The sequence below is a fragment of the uncultured Algoriphagus sp. genome (assembly GCF_963974835.1).
Lineage (GTDB): Bacteria > Bacteroidota > Bacteroidia > Cytophagales > Cyclobacteriaceae > Algoriphagus.
Genome location: NZ_CAXBET010000014.1, coordinates 22,462 through 40,027, shown reverse-complemented (window position 1 = coordinate 40,027; position 17,566 = coordinate 22,462). Strand labels below are relative to the sequence as shown.

The 17,566-nt window shown below is 40.0% G+C and carries 10 protein-coding genes; 5 read left to right on the top strand and 5 right to left on the bottom strand.

Annotated elements, in window-relative coordinates; genetic code table 11:
* Window positions 1-1,067 precede the first annotated feature (1,067 nt).
* Window positions 1,068-2,879: an alkaline phosphatase gene (locus AACZ73_RS19570; RefSeq protein WP_339880509.1), complete on the bottom strand. Its 1,812-nt coding sequence runs from the start codon at window positions 2,877-2,879 to the stop codon at window positions 1,068-1,070.
* A 253-nt stretch (window positions 2,880-3,132) separates the two neighbouring features.
* Here AACZ73_RS19570 and AACZ73_RS19565 point away from each other — a divergent pair, with 253 nt between their 5' ends.
* On the top strand, window positions 3,133-4,209 hold the full coding sequence (locus tag AACZ73_RS19565) for a phosphatidylinositol-specific phospholipase C1-like protein (RefSeq protein ID WP_339880507.1): 1,077 nt from the start codon (window positions 3,133-3,135) through the stop codon (window positions 4,207-4,209).
* Between the two features lie 14 nt (window positions 4,210-4,223).
* Window positions 4,224-6,044 carry a metallophosphoesterase gene (locus tag AACZ73_RS19560; protein WP_339880506.1) on the top strand — a complete coding sequence of 607 codons (1,821 nt, stop codon included), beginning with the start codon at window positions 4,224-4,226 and terminating at the stop codon, window positions 6,042-6,044.
* Window positions 6,045-6,272: 228 nt separating this feature from the next.
* Here AACZ73_RS19560 and AACZ73_RS19555 read toward each other — a convergent pair whose 3' ends face one another.
* Together AACZ73_RS19555 and AACZ73_RS19550 are read right to left on the bottom strand one after the other, a co-directional pair.
* Entirely contained in the window at window positions 6,273-8,018 is a 1,746-nt protein-coding gene (locus tag AACZ73_RS19555; protein WP_339880505.1) for a RagB/SusD family nutrient uptake outer membrane protein, read from the bottom strand.
* Window positions 8,019-8,060: 42 nt separating this feature from the next.
* Entirely contained in the window at window positions 8,061-11,132 is a 3,072-nt protein-coding gene (locus AACZ73_RS19550; RefSeq protein WP_339880503.1) for a TonB-dependent receptor, read from the bottom strand.
* A 789-nt stretch (window positions 11,133-11,921) separates the two neighbouring features.
* On the opposite strand from AACZ73_RS19550, the gene AACZ73_RS19545 reads away from it, so the two are divergent.
* The 3 genes from AACZ73_RS19545 (at window position 11,922) to AACZ73_RS19535 (ending at window position 15,786) form a co-directional block, all read left to right on the top strand.
* Window positions 11,922-13,715: a hypothetical protein gene (locus AACZ73_RS19545; protein ID WP_339880502.1), complete on the top strand. Its 1,794-nt coding sequence runs from the start codon at window positions 11,922-11,924 to the stop codon at window positions 13,713-13,715.
* A gap of 100 nt (window positions 13,716-13,815) precedes the next feature.
* Window positions 13,816-14,817: a sialidase family protein gene (locus tag AACZ73_RS19540; protein WP_339880501.1), complete on the top strand. Its 1,002-nt coding sequence runs from the start codon at window positions 13,816-13,818 to the stop codon at window positions 14,815-14,817.
* Window positions 14,818-14,844: 27 nt separating this feature from the next.
* The gene (locus AACZ73_RS19535) at window positions 14,845-15,786 is read left to right on the top strand and encodes a dihydrodipicolinate synthase family protein (RefSeq protein ID WP_339880500.1); all 942 of its coding nucleotides are present in this window, start codon (window positions 14,845-14,847) and stop codon (window positions 15,784-15,786) included.
* A gap of 99 nt (window positions 15,787-15,885) precedes the next feature.
* Here the strand turns inward: AACZ73_RS19535 and AACZ73_RS19530 are convergent, their stop codons facing one another.
* Complete coding sequence (locus tag AACZ73_RS19530; RefSeq protein ID WP_339880498.1) at window positions 15,886-17,271, bottom strand: NAD(P)(+) transhydrogenase (Re/Si-specific) subunit beta; 1,386 nt, start codon at window positions 17,269-17,271, stop codon at window positions 15,886-15,888.
* Window positions 17,268-17,555, bottom strand: coding sequence for an NAD(P) transhydrogenase subunit alpha (locus tag AACZ73_RS19525; protein ID WP_086501027.1), 288 nt, complete (start codon window positions 17,553-17,555; stop codon window positions 17,268-17,270). The genes AACZ73_RS19530 and AACZ73_RS19525 overlap by 4 nt, the downstream gene beginning before the upstream one ends.
* Window positions 17,556-17,566: the final 11 nt, after the last annotated feature.

Genomic DNA, 17,566 nt, shown 5'->3' with positions numbered 1-17,566 from the left:
CTAAAATCGAAACATAGGCGAGCGGATAATGTGCAGTGAGGAATTCCCTTGGAATTTCAACTGCTCCTTACAAAGGTGTTTTTATAAAAGGCATAGGCATTATTAGTTAGGTTAACAATCAATTAAAATTACTTGTCTGAATAATTCAACATTAGAAATGTGAAACATCAAATTCATCTATTTTAAAATTAGTCGACACCCTTAAGCAGGATATCATTCTTAAAAACCTTTTAAAATCTGTCTGGAAACTCATTTACAGACGAAAGCCAAAATCAACTATAGCTACATGCTATTTTTTATTTACAAGCTGCTTATCCCATGAATCACTGTACATTATTTTACTTAAAAAACTTATTTTTATAACTATTAAAAGAAACTTATTGCATTACCTAGGAAACATTACACATAGCAAGGAATAATTGGATTAAACTTCTTTAAGATAATACCTAGTTCGGTTGCCCTATTAGAATTTATAGGCTTTCCTTACACCAAATTAGAAAAAAATATTCGTCTTTGAAGATCATCTTATTAAAAATTTCATAAAACTATTCAAAACATTGAGCGGAATTATTGATTACTAAAAAGCAAATATTCAAAAGATTTTTTAATGAATAAAATTACAGCCCTAGTGGAAATGTATGAGCTCAATGCTCCCAAATTTTAACTTTAGTGCTAATTCGCAGTACTCACCCCTGTATATATTGCACAAATTGGCTTAATCAACAGAAAAGCCCCCGTTCGATTCGCTACATTATTGTGCCCGATAATGATACACAGTATCCTGAAAAAGTGGCTCAACGCTTACAATTGAGCTATTTTTCAAAGTGGAATAAGTATTGACCATATATCAGAAAAACAAAAATGATAAGTTTCCTTCTTTGGTGTATACTGTTTGTTCTATGCTGGCCACTTGCCATCCTTGGTTTGCTACTTTACCCTATCTTTTGGCTGATTTTACTTCCTTTTAGATTACTTGGCTTTGCTATAGATCTCTCATTCGATTTCATAAGAAATCTTTTTATGCTGCCTTTCACCATAGCCGGAAGAAGGTAAAGGAACTTCTCCTCTTATTTGTGGTGATATTCCTTCACCAGTTTCATTATTTTGTGGAAAACAGCTGTATTCTCGTACACTCCCCGGAAATCACCAGAATGTGCTCCATATGCAAAAATTGGCACCATTATCCCCGTATGATCATCACTGTGATAAGCAAGTTCCACGGTATTTGAAGCCAAATCGCCCTGTGGAATAGATACTCCACCGGTCTCGTGATCTGCGGTAATTAGTACCAGAGTTCCAGGATTTTCATCAGCGAATCGCAATACCTCGCCAATTACTTCGTCAAAATCCAGCATCTCAGATACAGTCATCGAAGTACTGTTTGAATGACCACCTGAGTCAATATTTGCTGCCTCCACCATCAGAAAGAAAGGGGTGTTCTTCTCTTCGAGAAACTCTAAAGCAAATGAAGTACTCTTCAACAAATAGTCTCTTCTCCCATCCAGTTTCTTTGGAAGAGATCCTTCAGAAGCAAAAAATCCAAGACGGTTAGCAGTACTTTTTTCTAAGCTTTCCACAAGTGTAAATCCAGCACCTTGCAGTTTTTCAAGCTGTGAGCCATAAGCATCTTTTCCTCCCCCAATAAACAAATCCAATTTACTCGCAGACAAAAATGCTGCAATATCATTACTATCGTCCCTCTCCGGATGATGTGCATAGAATGAAGCAGGAGTAGCTCCTGTCAGCTGATCTGTGGTGATGATCCCACTGGAAAAACCGTACTCATCTAAAATGTCCGGCAAATTAGTTAAAGGCCTACCCTGTAAATCGACTCCAATCGCCCGGTTGTTTGTTTTCTCACCAGTAGCATATGCCGTAGCACCTGCCGCAGAATCCGTAGTAAAGTCATCTGCAGCCTGAGTTTTGACTAAACCCAGATTCCTGATTTGTGTGAGATTCAATTGATTGTCATTGGAAAATAATGCAGAAGAAATCTGCGCCAACCCATTCCCGTCCCCTATCATTAAAATCACATTTTCTATCGGCACGTCCGATCCATCTACCTCAAATTTTGGTTGATAGACTACGTGTTTTGAAGTGTTTTGGTAAATATTCTCATCCAACTTGCTCAGGTAATTTGCAGCCTCGATTGGATGATCGGTATTGATATAATCTTCACCCATCTCATGGAATGCCTTCCAAGCTGATTTGCTGTCAGGAGAACCCCAGAAACGTACAGGTTTATCAAAGCTGTGAACCAACTCTATAAAGGACTGCAGATTCTTTCGCTCCTCCTCCACCATTCTACCTTTGCCATTCCAAACAGAAAATTGTCCAAAGCTCAAGCTCACCATTCCGATTTTATCCCAAGGCAAATCATTCCTCAACTCCTTACTTTGGTAATCAAAGAACATCCACTCTGGATAATTTCTATAATCTTCAGGTTTCGGCCTATTTCCGGAAATGATTAATTTCAATCCGGCAGGATTTTTTTCACTATAAAGTATATACTCATAGCTCTTCATGATTTTTTGAAGTACTTCAAGTGAAGCAATTGCATCTGTTTTCAGATCAACAAGCAAGTAAAAATCAATTGAAGAAATCAATCCACTTTCCAATCCTTCGGAAATAGGATCCAGGTATAGACTCTCGATGGTACGGTTTGGATCTATGGTTTCCGGTTCATGGGCAGCGGTCAATTTCCCATCTTTCAAAATCACATCAACTTCTATAGAAGATGCGCCTGCGCTAAAAGCTGTCCAAAATGGAACAGTCTGTAAATAGTCATTGTGCGAGTGAATTTGAAACACCTCTGAATTCTGGGCACTAGCCTGAAAACAAAATATTAGAAAAAAGAAGATGGACGTGAGTTTATTCATTCCTAAAAATAGTCCATTCAAAATAATTATGTGGTACGAAGAAATCGAAAAAGCAAAGGCTTAACACATTCATAAAATACAAGAAATAGGGATATGAATAAATCCGTTGGTTCAATTTTAAAGTAGACTGAAATAAAAGCAGTTAAAAGAATTTTTGTCCCTAGTCATCAATATTAAATCATAACAAAAAGGTGAAGCATATTTTCAGGATATCATCCTAAAAAATTGAAGCTTGCAAATTAATCTTAATCCTATGAAACCTTCCAAAATCTGCCTTACTGCTATTTTCTTAATTGCATTCAGTTTTCAGCTATTCTCCCAGAAGCTTAATGAAATTCAGGTAATTGGCAGCCACAACAGCTACAAAAGTCAGATGGCTCCTGAGCTTCTTGCCTATCTATCCAAAGTCAACCCTGCAGCTTCGCAGAGTCTGGAATATGCACATATTCCATTGGAGAAGCAGCTGGATCTGGGCTTGAGAAATTTAGAGTTGGACGTTTTTCACGATCCCGAAGGAGGTAGATATTCTAATCCAAAGGGATTGGAAATCATTAAGAGCGCCGGAGGCAGCATCCCTGATTATGATCCATCGGGCGCCCTTGCCAGGCCAGGGTTAAAACTTTTCCATGTGCAGGATCTGGATTTTCAGTCCCACTATTTACTCTTTGCAGATGCGCTTCGAGCACTTAAAACCTGGAGTGAAGGACATCCCGGGCACTCTCCTATTTTCATTCTGATCAATGCCAAAGACGGCAATATCCCTGGCACCCGATCTGTCCTGCCTTTCACTGCCACAGCTTTGGACAGCATAGACTTGGAAATCAGAACAAACCTGGGAATGGAACATTTGATAACTCCGGATAGGATAAGGGGAGAATATGAAGATTTGGAATCTGCTGTCTTGGCTGGAAACTGGCCTAATCTAAGTGACGTGAAAGGAAAATTTCTTTTTGTTCTGGACGAAAGTGAGGAGAAAATCGACCGATATCTTCAAGCTAAACCAGAGCTTAAGGATGCTGTGCTTTTTGTAAATAAAAAAGAAGGAAATTCGACTGCTGGTTTTAGGATCGTGAACAATGCGGTAAAAGATGAGGAGTACATCAGAGAGCTAGTCAAAAAAGGATATATGGTCCGTACGCGAGCAGATTCTGATACGAAAGAAGCCAGAAATAGCGACTATACTACCTTCGAAAAAGCCAAATCGTCCGGAGCGCAGGTGATTTCTACGGATTATTATGAGCCATCAAACTTCTTCAAATCTGATTATAAAGTTATTTTCGAAGAAAATGTATACGAACGACCGAATATAGTTCTAGTCAAACACGAGTAATACCTCAATTAATTTTGAATAAAAAATACCTAATCCCTGCAATCTTAGGAACTGCGTTTCAACTAGTTTGCTCCCAATCCATTCTAGCTCAGGAAATCGCTTTTCTCTCTGACATCCATCTGCAGGACGTGTATGCAGATTTGCACTCGGATGATTTCAAAGGAGTCTATAATCCAAAAACAGGCAAGTGGGCGACCATCCGCACGATGAAAAGTCAGTTGAATTCCACACGGCTATTCAATGAGAACTATTTTGCTTTCATCAGCGCATTGGAGGATTTAAAGAAAAGAGGAATTCAGATCGTAGTTCTTCCTGGTGATTTTTCAGACGATGGTCAACCTATGAATGTGCTGGCACTGAAAAAAATTCTAGACCAGTACGCCACAGAATCAGGGATGCGCTTTTTCCTTACCACAGGAAATCATGATCCTGTAAAGCCTTTTGGAGGCATCGCAGGTAAAAAAGATTTTCTTGGTACAGATGGATCAGAGCAAGCCGTTGCTGGTTCAGATGATTTTTTTACTAATACTCAGGCTCCCATCTCAGATCAGGTCAACTATTGGGGCTATCCTGAAATCACCCAAGCGCTGGGAAAATTTGGGTTTTTCCCTAGCGAGAAAGATTTATTTTGGGCGCATCCATTTCAGGATCTCGATGTTGCAAATTATAGCTTTCAGAAAGCTTTAGACAGTGCAGCACTTCAAAAACGGGTTTATGAAGTCGGTGATTCTGGGCAGTTTTTACCGGATGCCAGCTATGTTGTTGAGCCAATAGAAGGAATTTGGCTTTTAGCTTTGGATGGAAATGTGTATACTTATAGTGAAACTGAGTGGAAAGGATCATCCGTAGGCTTTAATCAAGCTGCTTTCCATAAAAAACACCAACTAGACTGGATTAAAAAAGTAGCTAAAGAAGCTGAGAGAAGAGGGAAGACTCTCATTTCTTTCAGTCACTACCCTTTAGTGGAATTTCACGATGGAGCTTCGGAAGAAATGAAGATCCTTTTCGGAGCGAAGAAATCTCAGCTCGAGCGTGTTCCTTCATCAGTGACAAGTAAGAGCTATGCAAATGCAGGAATAAAAATACATTTCGCCGGACATATGCATATTAACGACACAGGAATATACAAAGACCAATCAACCACCCATAATACCATGTACAATATCCAAGTCCCTTCATTAGCTGCTTTTCCGCCAGCCTACAAAAAACTGAAGACCACCAGTTCATCAACGCTGGAAATCGAGACCATTTCCCTCGCGGAAGTGGATCACATGAATGAATTTTTTGATTTATATAGAATGGAGCATCGCTGGCTGTTGGAAAAACAAGATCCCGGAATTTGGGACAGTTCTGTCCTCGCCTCAAAAGACTATCTGGAATACACGAGAAATCACCTTCTTGAGCTAACGAAATCTAGATTTATCCCTTCTGACTGGCCGGAAAATCTAGCTATGCTGTTACAGAATCTGACGCATGCGGAACTAAAAGACTGGAGCAAAATGGATGAAGTCGAGGGCAAACTTTTTCTCTCAGAAAAAATCAGAAAACTTAAAGCCAAAACCACAAGATCCATTTCCAGTCGCACAATAATCGATGATTTTTATTTGCTGAAAAATGGAGATGAGCTTGGAAAAAAACTTATCCCGGAAGATAGATTAAGTTTTTACGAAGAGCTGATTCCTATTGTGGCAAAGAAGACTTTTCGACAGGAAAAAAACCTGAATACTGAACTCATCCAGTTCTTCGGGATTTTTGAAAAGCTCTTTCACTCTCTCCCATCCGACCATTTCTCTATCGATCTAAAAAATAATACCATCAAAAAAATAGAGGATTGATAGTAGCAGTCCACCCGTTGTCCATCAAATATGCCAAAGGAATTTAAAGTGAGATCCTGGAACATGTGAAGCAAATTTCCAGGAATTAATGCAGACTAAATAGCGCTAAAGTGCCAAATGGCATGATTAGTAAGCATCGTCAAATTTGGTGACCCATTAAAGCTTTATAAATGCAAAAGCCGATGAGAATTCTCACCGGCTTTAGTTTTTTACTAGGATATGTTACTATTAATATCCACGGTTTTGCACCAAAAATCCTGATTCGCTTGACGCTCCATCTATAGCTTTCTGAGGTATCGGAAACAAACGCTTATTAACATCGGAGTCGGTTTTCTCAGTCCAGCTATCTTCATATTTTCCAAAACGTATCTGAGAAGTTCTTCTATGACCTTCCCAATACAATTCGAAACCAGATTCACGGAACATGATATCTAGATCAATAGAAGTCAAAGCCGCTGGAGTCTGTGCAGCCCGAGCATTTCGGGAAGTTCTCAATGTATTGAGATCTACCAAAGCTCCTGCATTGTCGCCTTTTCTCAATTTTGCTTCGGCACGCATCAAATAAATCTCACCTAGACGAACCAACACCAAATCGACGCTACTATAGCTACAGCAATTCGTAGCCGTGTGGCTAAACTGATATTTTGAAAATCTGTATCCAGCATTGTGCAAGCTTCCTTCTGTAGTGAAATCTACTTTCAGGGTGTGGTCTACATAACGAATATTTGCACCACTGCTTCTTCTATTGATCACAGGATATATTCTCACCTTTCCTTGGTCATCAGTCAAAATATTTCCTCCGTCATCTTTTCTAGGACCCCATATTATATTCCGTAGTATACCTCTGTTGATTTCAAAATCAGTAGCTGCAATGGAATAGAAATGATCTGAATCATTTGTTGGATTCACACCGGAAAGGTCCTTCAGGTTTTCTGGTATAATAGTATTTTCCTTGAAGAAGCGGGCATCTGCCTCTGCTGGATCTACGTTACCATACGCATCTACCCAAGTCTGGAAGAAATCTGGGGTTACAGCTACTGCGTCAGTTCCTCGGGTATTCGGGAATTCCGGTCTAGGAATCAAGTCACCTGAAATTGGCCAATAAGCCCATCGACTGTGCTCTGTCTCAAGTACGCCTCTTTGATCCAGTGAAAATATTACTTCAGGATTTGAGTTGTTATTATCACTGAATACATCAAAGTATTCAGGAGACAAAGAATAAGGACCGTTGATAATGTTATTAGTGTACTGGATCACCTTATCCATATCTTCTGATCTAAAATCAGGAGTGCCGTATGGATCTCTATAGACGGCAGCATTCAAGTAAAGTCGAGCCAATAATGCACTGACAGCATATTTGTTAAGTCTACCTGGACCTTTTTCACCGCTCATTACATCCACTACAGACAATAATTCTGATTCAATGTAAGAGATTGCTTCCTGGCCCCTGAGGATTTCAGAAAGCTGGTCAGATCCATCCTTTTTGAAAACAAGACCCCAGTTGTCCAAGGCCAACATGTTGAGATACGCTTTCATTGCGATCATCTCATAAAGAGGACCTTGCGCACTTGAATTACCATTTTCCACTTCAAGCCGCATTCTTTCCTCTGCCAAAACAGCTCTGGACAAAGCCAGTGTGATGTAGGTCCAGGTATCTCCTACCAAACTATTTGTGGGCGTCATCAAATGCTGGTGAATAGCGATAAATTTGCCACCATCAAACCAGTCCGTTCCTCCACGATAAGGAAGAATTCCTTCATCTGAAGCGACCTCCTGAAGACCAAAGTTCACTGTGTGTAACCACACCTGACGGAGTATACCATAGACTGGGGCAATAGATCCACTTACCACTTCTGCTTGGCCAGTTCCAGTCAGTGACTCATCCAGAACCTCTTCATCCAAATCCGTACATCCGAGGAAAGCGAATACAAAAGCTGCTATCGGAAGTATTTTATGTAATCTGATATTTTTCATTTGATTATGATTTACTGTATGATTTACTAATCATCTACTTTCTTAGAAGGTTAAATTCAGGTTGATCGAAAACGTTCTAGCCCTTGGATAGGTGAAATAGTCAATTCCAAAAGTTTGGATTCCACCTGCTGTAGACCCGGTGTTTACCTCTGGGTCAAATCCGGAGTAATCCGTGATGACAAACAGGTTTTGCCCGGTAACTGATAGCCTAATGTTTTGAAAAGTATCTCCCAGTCCGATGTTTTCCGATCTAAGGTTATAGCCCAGTGTAGCATTATTCAATCTAAAGAATGAGCCACTTTCCAGGAATCTGGTAGAAACTGTATTGGAGTTATTGAAGGATTCTTGAGGGAATTCTGTCGCAAAATCAGTGGTATTGTTTGATCTGGACAGTTGCGCTTTTGTAAATAGTGACATGGCAGTATGGTTGTAAATCTTGTTGCCAGATGCCCCATTAAAGTTCAAGCCTAGGTCAAAGCCTTTGTACTTAAAGTTAGTGTGAAAGCCATAGATGAATTTTGGAATTGCACTACCTACTACCGTCCGGTCATTGTCCAACACCGCACCATCTCCGTTGACATCCTTAAAACTATTTACGCCATCTTCAGAAATCCCTTCAAATTGAAGCATATAAAAGGCACCAATTGGCTGATTATTGATGTATCCATTAATGGTAGCGCCAGTTTGTCCTCCACCTTGAGCTGCACCTGTAGTAAGAACTGAGTAGGGAGAATCTTTTACTTCGTTTTGAATAAAAGTAACGTTACCTCCGATGTTGTAAGAAAAATCACGAAGCTCGTCACTTGCATAATCCAAAGCTACTTCGAAACCAGAGTTATGGATTTCCATATCCTTGATATTGGCCCAATAAGTAGAAGTAGGCTGAACCGGATCGGCAGGTACTACCTCCAGCAAAATATTAGACGACACCTTATTGAAGTAATCCAAAGTACCAGTCAATCGGTAATCAAAGATTGCAAAGTCAATTCCCAAATCTATTTGCGTAGACACTTCCCATTGCAAATTTGGGTTTGCCAACCTGGTAAAAACTATTCCATATGGGTAATTATCCAGAGAATTGCCATCAGTGTCTATTGGATAAGTATTATAACTTCCTGATCCTGTAGACAATCTATCTTCTGAGTAACTTGCCTTAGTGATTTTAGACGGAATTTCCTGATTACCTGTCTGTCCCCAGCTACCTCGCACTTTAAGATTATTGAAGAAGGAGTTAGCCATAAAATCCTCCTTAGTCACATTCCATCCTAAAGCCAAAGAAGGGAAGTAACCATATTTGTTATTATCTCCAAACTTAGAAGACCCATCTGCACGGAACGTAGCAGTAAATAAATACTTATCAGCATAAGTGTAGTTGAATCTTCCAAAGAAGGACTGTAATTCATTTCTGATCGCAGATGAATTTACCGTGGTTGGATATTCACTTGTACTGTTGTGATCCTGATACCTTGGCTCAATATTATTATCTGCAAATCCTCTGGAGGAAGTTAATCTGTATTCATCAAGGAAAGTCTGGTAAGAATGTCCCGCCAATACAGTTACATGGTGGACATTTGTATTCCAATTGTAAGTCAATGTGTTTTCTACCAGTTGATTGGTATTGGCACTTATTCCTTCGTCCAGTGCACCGTCGGAAACATTGGATTCATTGATTACTCCTGTGTAAGGCTTGTATTGTTGATATCTGTTTGTACTGGAGTAATCTACCCCGAGATTCAACTTGTAGGTAAGTCCATCCACGATTTCGAAAGAAGGAGAAATTGTCGCCAAAATTCGGTTGTTTGCGGCTTCATCACTGTACAACTCATATCGTTTTAACGGATTCAACGCATTCGTATTCAACAGCGTAGGCTCTCCATTTGTGTATGCAGGAACTGTAGGATTTAAGCTAAGCATATCACTTATTGTGGAGTTGATGCTTGGTCTTAAATTATTTGTATGAGAAGCTGTCAGGTTATAATCCACGATCATTCTACCGTTGAATGCCTTCTGGTTCATGTTCAATTTTCCAGAATACCGCTTCAACTCACTATTTTTCAAAATACCTTCTTGATCCTGATAGCCAACAGATGTGAAGTAGGAAAATTTCTCTGAATTAGCACCGCTCATTGAAAAGTTATAATTCTGTGAGAAGCCAGTTTGAGTCAATTCATCCTGCCAATCAGTATTTCCACCAAAATCCTCCAATGCTCCACCCGCCGCTACGACTTGGGTACGAAACTCGTCTGCACTGAAAACATCAATTTTCTTGGCCATGGAAGACCAAGCAGTCGAAGCAGAAAAATTCATCTGGGTTGTACCTGCTTTTCCTTTTCTAGTAGTGATTACTACTACACCATTAGATGCTCTAGATCCATAAAGCGCTGTTGCACTGGCATCCTTCAATACATCGATACTTTCGATATCGTTAGGATTCAGGAAATTGAGAGGATTTGAGGCGATACCTGTATCGGAATTGTCAAGTAGAAAACCGTCGAGTACATAAAGCGGCTGGGTCCCTGACCTCAAACTACCAATACCTCTGATAATCACGTTTTGGGTAGCTCCCGGTTCCCCACTGGTAGAGGTGATGTTCACACCTGCTATTTTTCCCTGCAGCAGATCCACGGGATTGGAAATTACACCCTTGTTAAAGTCTTCTGTTTTGACCGAGCCGATTGCTCCTGTTACATCGGACCTCTTTTGAGTACCATAACCTATCACCACCAATTCATCCAATTGGGTGGCATCTGGCTCCAATTGAACGTCTATAGTAGATTGTCCATTTACAGTAATTTCCTGCAAAATATATCCTACATAAGAAATCTGAAGAACGGCATCTTCTCCGACTTCAATAGTGAATTTCCCATCTAGATCTGTTACGGTGCCGTTTACCGTGCCTTTAATTCGTACAGTTGCCCCAGGAAGAGGAGCTCCCGTTTCATCCGTAACCGTACCTGAGATGGGCTCTTGGAAAGGTACCAAGTTAGTTATCGAATGACTTGTGCTAGGTTCAGCCCCCTTCGCAATCAGAACTGATGGACTATGAAATCCAGTCCACATCATCACACACGCAGAGGCATAGATGACTTTAGATAATCGTAATTTTGAATCCATAAAATTTAAGTGTTGGATGACGAAGAATTTATAAAACTTTACTACTAAAAAGTCTGCTAATGCAGGCTCTTTTCAATTCCAGCACAAAAGTAAATCTTATAAAAACCAATAATGTTACCACAGCTTTAGCCTTATATGAAGTATGTTAAAGATTAAAGCAATCGTTAACATACTTTCAATATTTAGTAATATTACATACCTAATTTTTAAAAATTAGACTCATTTTATGCTAAAATACTAATCATATTAATATATAATTACTACTCAAATTAACTGCAACCAATTGATATTCTGAAAATTAAAAAACTACCAAAACTAGAGACCTGCACATGTTAATTACCTTATTCAAAAACCCATTCAAACGCGTCTCTGAATAGTTTTATGATATAAACATGTTATCTTAACTTCAAGATAATTAATTTTTACTTAACATAAACTCGTGTATTATTTTAAAATATAACAAAACAATAATTTAACAAAAAGACTACAACTCTACACACCATAATAATTACTTACTAGTAAGGCAGTTAAAATATACTTAACATTTGCAGCAAAGCTTGAAAGGTGTTTTTAAACCTAAGAATCTCTCTACCCCTTTCCCTATTAGAATCCTTCACTTTCAAACCTCCGCCAAGGGATGTTATTTTCTCTTAAACTGATTTTGGCGAACAGTCCCCTCAACTAACTCTTTGTAGCTTTGGAAACTTGGCAAAGAAAATGTCCTATCTGAATTCCTTTCTTTGAGGTATTGATCAAAAACTGGCTGTTTCCCTAAAATTATTCTTCTACGTGCCTAATCGGTTAATCAGAGCGCTTTTTATAGTAGTTATACTATTAGGTATAACAGAGAACATTTTTGCCCAGGATGAGAATGACACCTCTAAAGTTTCTATTACCCAAAAGGCTCTTGATAAGGGAATGGATCTGATTACCAGATCAGGCAGGGATACTGTCTTGGTGGAAAAAGCCGAGAAAAAATTTCTTCGCTATGAAGGAATGATCATCCGGAATATCACGGTGGAAAATCTCGGATTTGAATTTTCCATCTATGGTAAAGAAAAGCCCATAGTACAAAAAGTGGGCAGGCTGGCGAATAAATTACATACAAATACCAGAGATAAGACCATCCGACAACACCTTTTCATCCGACCAAACACACCATTAAACCCTTACAAATTGGGTGATAATGAACGGTTTCTTAGAGATCAGCCATTCATTTTGGAAAGTAGAATCATCGCCACACAGGTATCTGGCACTGATTCGGTGGACATAACGGTGGTTACCAGAGACATTTTTAGTATTGGGGGATCAGTAGGCGGAAGCTTCCCAAAGGCTCCTTTGATCAAAGTGTATGACGCCAATGTGGATGGAAGAGCACAAGGTTTTGAATTGGATTTTCTGTATGATATGGACCGCACACCAAAGACGGGACTCGCAATGGCCTATACGAAGAGTAGCATCATGGGTAGTCTGGCTGATTTCGCAGTATATTATACTCAGCTGAATTCGGGGATTAGCTTGGGTGAGGAAAAAGAATACGCCATGGGATTTAGTCTTGAGAGGCCCTTGGTTTCACCTTATTCCAAAATGGCTGGGGGAGCCGGATGGAGCCAAAATTGGTCCCGGAATGTGGATTCCCGACCTGATTCCCTATTTCTGAATTACAAATATAATGTTGGCAACCTCTGGGCGGGCTACAACTTTGGATCAGAAAAAAAAATACAGGATCGAAGGAGGGAATTTTTAGCACTAAGACTATTTGACGGGATTTTCTTGAATGCTCCTCTACAGGAGGACAAGCTTAACGATGGAAGATATCATAACAGCAAGGGTATTTTGGCAGAGTTCACACTGTATGAGCAGGACTTTTTTAAAACTCAGTACGTTTATGGTTTTGGACGGACTGAAGATATACCATTTGGATACAATGTATCTGCGACACTGGGGTATACTAAAACTATGGGATTCGAGAGACCTTATGCAGGCATAGACTTGAATTACAAAGGAGCATCTAATAGCGGCAGTTTCTATGAAATACTCTTGAATACTGGTAGCTATTTTCGCAAGGGAGGTTTGGAGGACATTGCAATTCAGACTGGAGGAACTTTTTACACCCAGGCTTTTTCCATTGGCAAATATAAAATCAGAAATTCAGCCTCCGGATTTTACACACAACTATTTGACAGGGTTTCAAATAGCTGGCTGACAATTCGTGGCAATACTATACCAGGGCTTCGGGTAGATGAAGTCGATGCCACTCAACGGATTTCACTAGGCTTCGAGTCCAGTCTCTTTACACCATGGTCACTAATTGGTTTTCGGATAGCACCATTCGCTTCTTTCTATTGGGCAAAACTCAAATGCCCTACTTGCGAAGTTAGAAACCAAAATTTTACAGGGCTAAGTTTGGGAGCGCGGGTCCGAAATGAAAACCTGATCTTCGGAACAATGGAAATCAAAGGTACTTTCATTCCGAATGACGATGAAGGGCATTCTAAGTTCGCTCTGAGTTTCCGTAAAAATCTTCAATTCAGAAAAACAGATGTGTTTGTCACTGAACCGAATCTAATTAGTTATAATTAATTTTTTCGTGTTGAATTGAGGTCCTTTCCATTTTGGATTTTGGGAATAATGGTCTAATTCCTATCTTCTAGTCTTTAAATAAAAAATCTTTAAAGAACTCATGAAAGTCTTTCTTTTCATTCTTTCTCTAGTTAGCTTTTTTCCAAAAAATGATCAACCGACCGTGAAAATCCTTTCCACTGGTTTCATTTATGAGGAAGCACCTTTCCCTTCCTGTCACGCCTCGACTTTGGTAGAAACTGACCGTGGGATTTTGGCTTCCTGGTTTGGTGGAAAATACGAGAGACATCCGGATGTAAGCATTTATACTTCGCTTTTAGCAGATGGAAAATGGTCCACTCCGGAAATGGTAGCTGATGGAGTAGAAAACAAAGACTTTAGAAATCCTACCTGGAATCCTGTTCTATATAAAAATTCCGAAGGCAAAATCATTCTTTTCTATAAAGAAGGGCCTAATCCAAGAGAATGGTGGGGACTCTACAAAATCTCGGAAGACGAAGGAAAAACTTGGTCTGAAGAAATTCAGATACCTCCAGGAATGCTAGGTCCAGTAAAAAATAAGACTGTGAGTCTGGCTGACGGTACACTTCTTCATCCCAGCAGTTTTGAAACTAATGGAATTTGGAGCATGCATGTGGAGACTACGACCTCTGATATACAAAATTGGAAAAAAATAGAAATTGATAACGGCTCCTTGCATGCCATCCAACCTACTGTTTTATTTTATCCTAATGGTAAACTCCAATTGCTCGCACGGACCCAGGAGGACGTAATCGGAACGAGCTGGTCTATGGATAATGGTAAAACTTGGTCTACCATGGAAGCCACAAACCTTGTAAATAATAACTCAGGAATCGATGCAGTTACCTTAAAAAGTGGGCTACAGCTATTGCTTTGCAACCCTATAAAAGAAGGTAGAAATAAACTCTCCCTATTGATGTCCATGGATGGAATCAACTGGGAGGAACTCTACGTGCTCGAGGATCAACCAGAAGGAGAATTCAGCTATCCAGCCATCATCCAGGCAAAAGATGGAACCGTTCACCTGACTTATACCTATAATAGAGAGAAAATTAAATATGTTTCTCTAAACCTACAATAAGTACACTTTACAAACCTATAAGCTAGTATGTCTTTAACCAAACCATTACGCGGCATTATTCCACCCTTAATCACTCCGCTTAATCCAGATTTCACCCTTGATTATCCCAGCTTGATCAAGACCATAGACCACACCATTTCAGGTGGAGTACATGGACTTTTTATTCTAGGCACTACCGGAGAATTTGCCAGTTTAAGTTCAGATGTGAAAAACGAGATGATTTCCATGAGTTGCGCGAAAGTGGACGGAAGAGTTCCTGTACTGGTTGGGATTACAGATTGCTCTTTTGCCCAAAGCCTAAAGCTTGCCAAAAAAGCGTTGGATTCTGGTGCTAAGGCAGTGGTCGCTGCGCCGCCATTTTACATGAATATTGATCAGTCTGAGTTGATCAATTACTATCAAAAGCTGGCCGACAAAATAGAATTACCCTTGATGCTCTACAATATGCCATCACATACAGGCATGTCTATTGAAGCAAACACCGTAGAAAAGCTATCCCATCACCCTAATATAATTGGGATAAAAGACAGCTCGGGCGATTTAAGGTATTTCCAATCATTATGTGAATTGTTTGAAGGAAGACCGAATTTCACATTATTAGTAGGCCCGGAAGAATATTTGGTAGAAACGATGAATATGGGTGCACATGGAGGAGTAAGTGGAGGCGCAAATTTATTTCCTAAGCTATACGTCAAACTTTACGAGGCAATTCTGGCGAAGAATTCAGAACAGATCCAAGCTTTACAAGTGAGCATTTTATTCCTAAGCCAGAATCTTTACAGTCATGGAACCTACAAATCAAATTATTTGAAGGGGCTGAAAGCTTCCATGTCTTTTTTAGGGCTTTGCAAAGGAATTTTAGCTTTACCTCTTTGCGCTTATTCAGATGAAGAAAAGCAGAGTCTTCGCAAGAAATATGATGTCGTTGAAGCGAGAGTCAAATCAATTTTAAATACATCCGCAAATTAACAACTTCGACCTTTCCATGAATTATGAAGAGTGGTACCAAACAAAATGAGCGGTCTGGAATCCAGATCGCTCATTTTATTTTAGGTCTATAATACCCACTTACATTTCCTTCATTTCGGTTACCACTTTGGTAATGGTTTGCTTCGCATCTCCGAATAGCATCAGACAGTTAGGATAGCCAAAGAGCTCATTTTCCACCCCTGCATAGCCTTTGCCCATGCTTCTCTTACAGACGATGACTGTTCTGGCTTTGTCTGCATTTAATATTGGCATGCCGTATATAGGACTTTGAGGATTGTTTCTTGCCGCAGGGTTTACTACGTCATTAGCTCCGACGATCAGCACCAAGTCAGTATTTGGGAATTCATCGTTGATGGATTCCATTTCTATCAGTTTGTCATAGGAAATATTTGCTTCTGCTAGCAACACATTCATGTGGCCAGGCATTCTACCCGCAACAGGATGGATAGCAAACTTGAAGTCAATATTCCTCTTCTCGCATTGCTCCATCAATTCCCTGATCACGTGCTGTGCCTGTGCTACAGCCATTCCATATCCTGGCACTACGATCACTGAAGAAACTCCATCAAACAACATCGCCGTTTCCTCCACTCCTATTTCCTTCACTGTAATAGACGGTCCATCTCCCTGAGCTTCATTTACTGTCTGCCCAAATCCTCCCAGCAGCACATTGACCAATGAGCGGTTCATCGCTTTACACATGATCTGTGTAAGGATAATTCCCGACGCCCCAACCAAAGAACCGGCTACGATCAGCACATTATTATTTAGGATAAAACCGGTAGCACAGGCTGCCATTCCGGAATAAGAATTAAGCAAGGAAATTACTACAGGCATATCTGCCCCACCAATAGGAATCACTGTAAGGATACCCAAAAGCAATGAGATAACGATCAAAATAATTATCAGCATCGGGTCAGTTTGATCGATAACTGTGAAAACTGCGGCCGTCAAAAATCCTAAAAACAAAATCAGATTTATAGCATGCTGACCCTTGAAGGTGATAGGCGAGCCGGAGATATTTCCATTCAGTTTCAGGTACGCTATCAATGATCCTGTAAATGTCAGTCCCCCTATAAAAACGGAGACAATAATACTAATCACAGTCACTAGTTCTATAGACTCCATATTGACTTCCGTGCGAAGGAAATAATCCGAAAGCGCAACAGAGAAGGAAGCTAAACCTCCAAAACCGTTGAAAATCGCTACCATCTCCGGCATCTTGGTCATCTCAACTTTATTGGCATAATAGAGTCCAATCGCCGATCCTAAAACTATACAGCCTAAAATCTCAACCAATGATATGGCATCAATCTGAAGCATGGTAGCCACTATGGCTATAAACATCCCCAACGCAGATAGACGGTTGCCTTGCCTTGCTGACTTGGTTTTGTTCATCATTTTCATCCCCAGCACAAACAAGACTGAGGCAATCAGGTAGGCTAATTCTATGGCTATACTCATTTTTTCTTGAACATTTTAAGCATACGATCTGTGACAGTGTAGCCGCCGACTACGTTGATGGTGGCGAGCACCAGGGCTACCATGCCCAGCCATTTACTGAGGGTGGTATAGCCCATTTCATTACAGGCTAAAAGCGCTCCCACTATAGTAATTCCGGAAATGGCATTGGAGCCGGACATCAAAGGCGTATGCAAGGTTGGGGGAACTTTTGCAATCAGTTCAAACCCCAGAAAACTCGCGAGAACAAGTATATAAATCAGAATAATCAGTGCTTCTGAGCTCATAATTTGAAAAG

What these genes read in the sequence shown, in the direction of transcription:
- AACZ73_RS19570 (WP_339880509.1), bottom strand. Translation starts at nt 2,879, where the DNA reads ATGAATAAACTCACGTCCATCTTCTTTTTTCTAATATTTTGTTTTCAG.
- AACZ73_RS19565 (WP_339880507.1), top strand. Translation starts at nt 3,133, where the DNA reads ATGAAACCTTCCAAAATCTGCCTTACTGCTATTTTCTTAATTGCATTC.
- AACZ73_RS19555 (WP_339880505.1), bottom strand. Translation starts at nt 8,018, where the DNA reads ATGAAAAATATCAGATTACATAAAATACTTCCGATAGCAGCTTTTGTA.
- AACZ73_RS19550 (WP_339880503.1), bottom strand. Translation starts at nt 11,132, where the DNA reads ATGGATTCAAAATTACGATTATCTAAAGTCATCTATGCCTCTGCGTGT.
- AACZ73_RS19540 (WP_339880501.1), top strand. Translation starts at nt 13,816, where the DNA reads ATGAAAGTCTTTCTTTTCATTCTTTCTCTAGTTAGCTTTTTTCCAAAA.
- AACZ73_RS19535 (WP_339880500.1), top strand. Translation starts at nt 14,845, where the DNA reads ATGTCTTTAACCAAACCATTACGCGGCATTATTCCACCCTTAATCACT.
- AACZ73_RS19530 (WP_339880498.1), bottom strand. Translation starts at nt 17,271, where the DNA reads ATGAGTATAGCCATAGAATTAGCCTACCTGATTGCCTCAGTCTTGTTT.
- AACZ73_RS19525 (WP_086501027.1), bottom strand. Translation starts at nt 17,555, where the DNA reads ATGAGCTCAGAAGCACTGATTATTCTGATTTATATACTTGTTCTCGCG.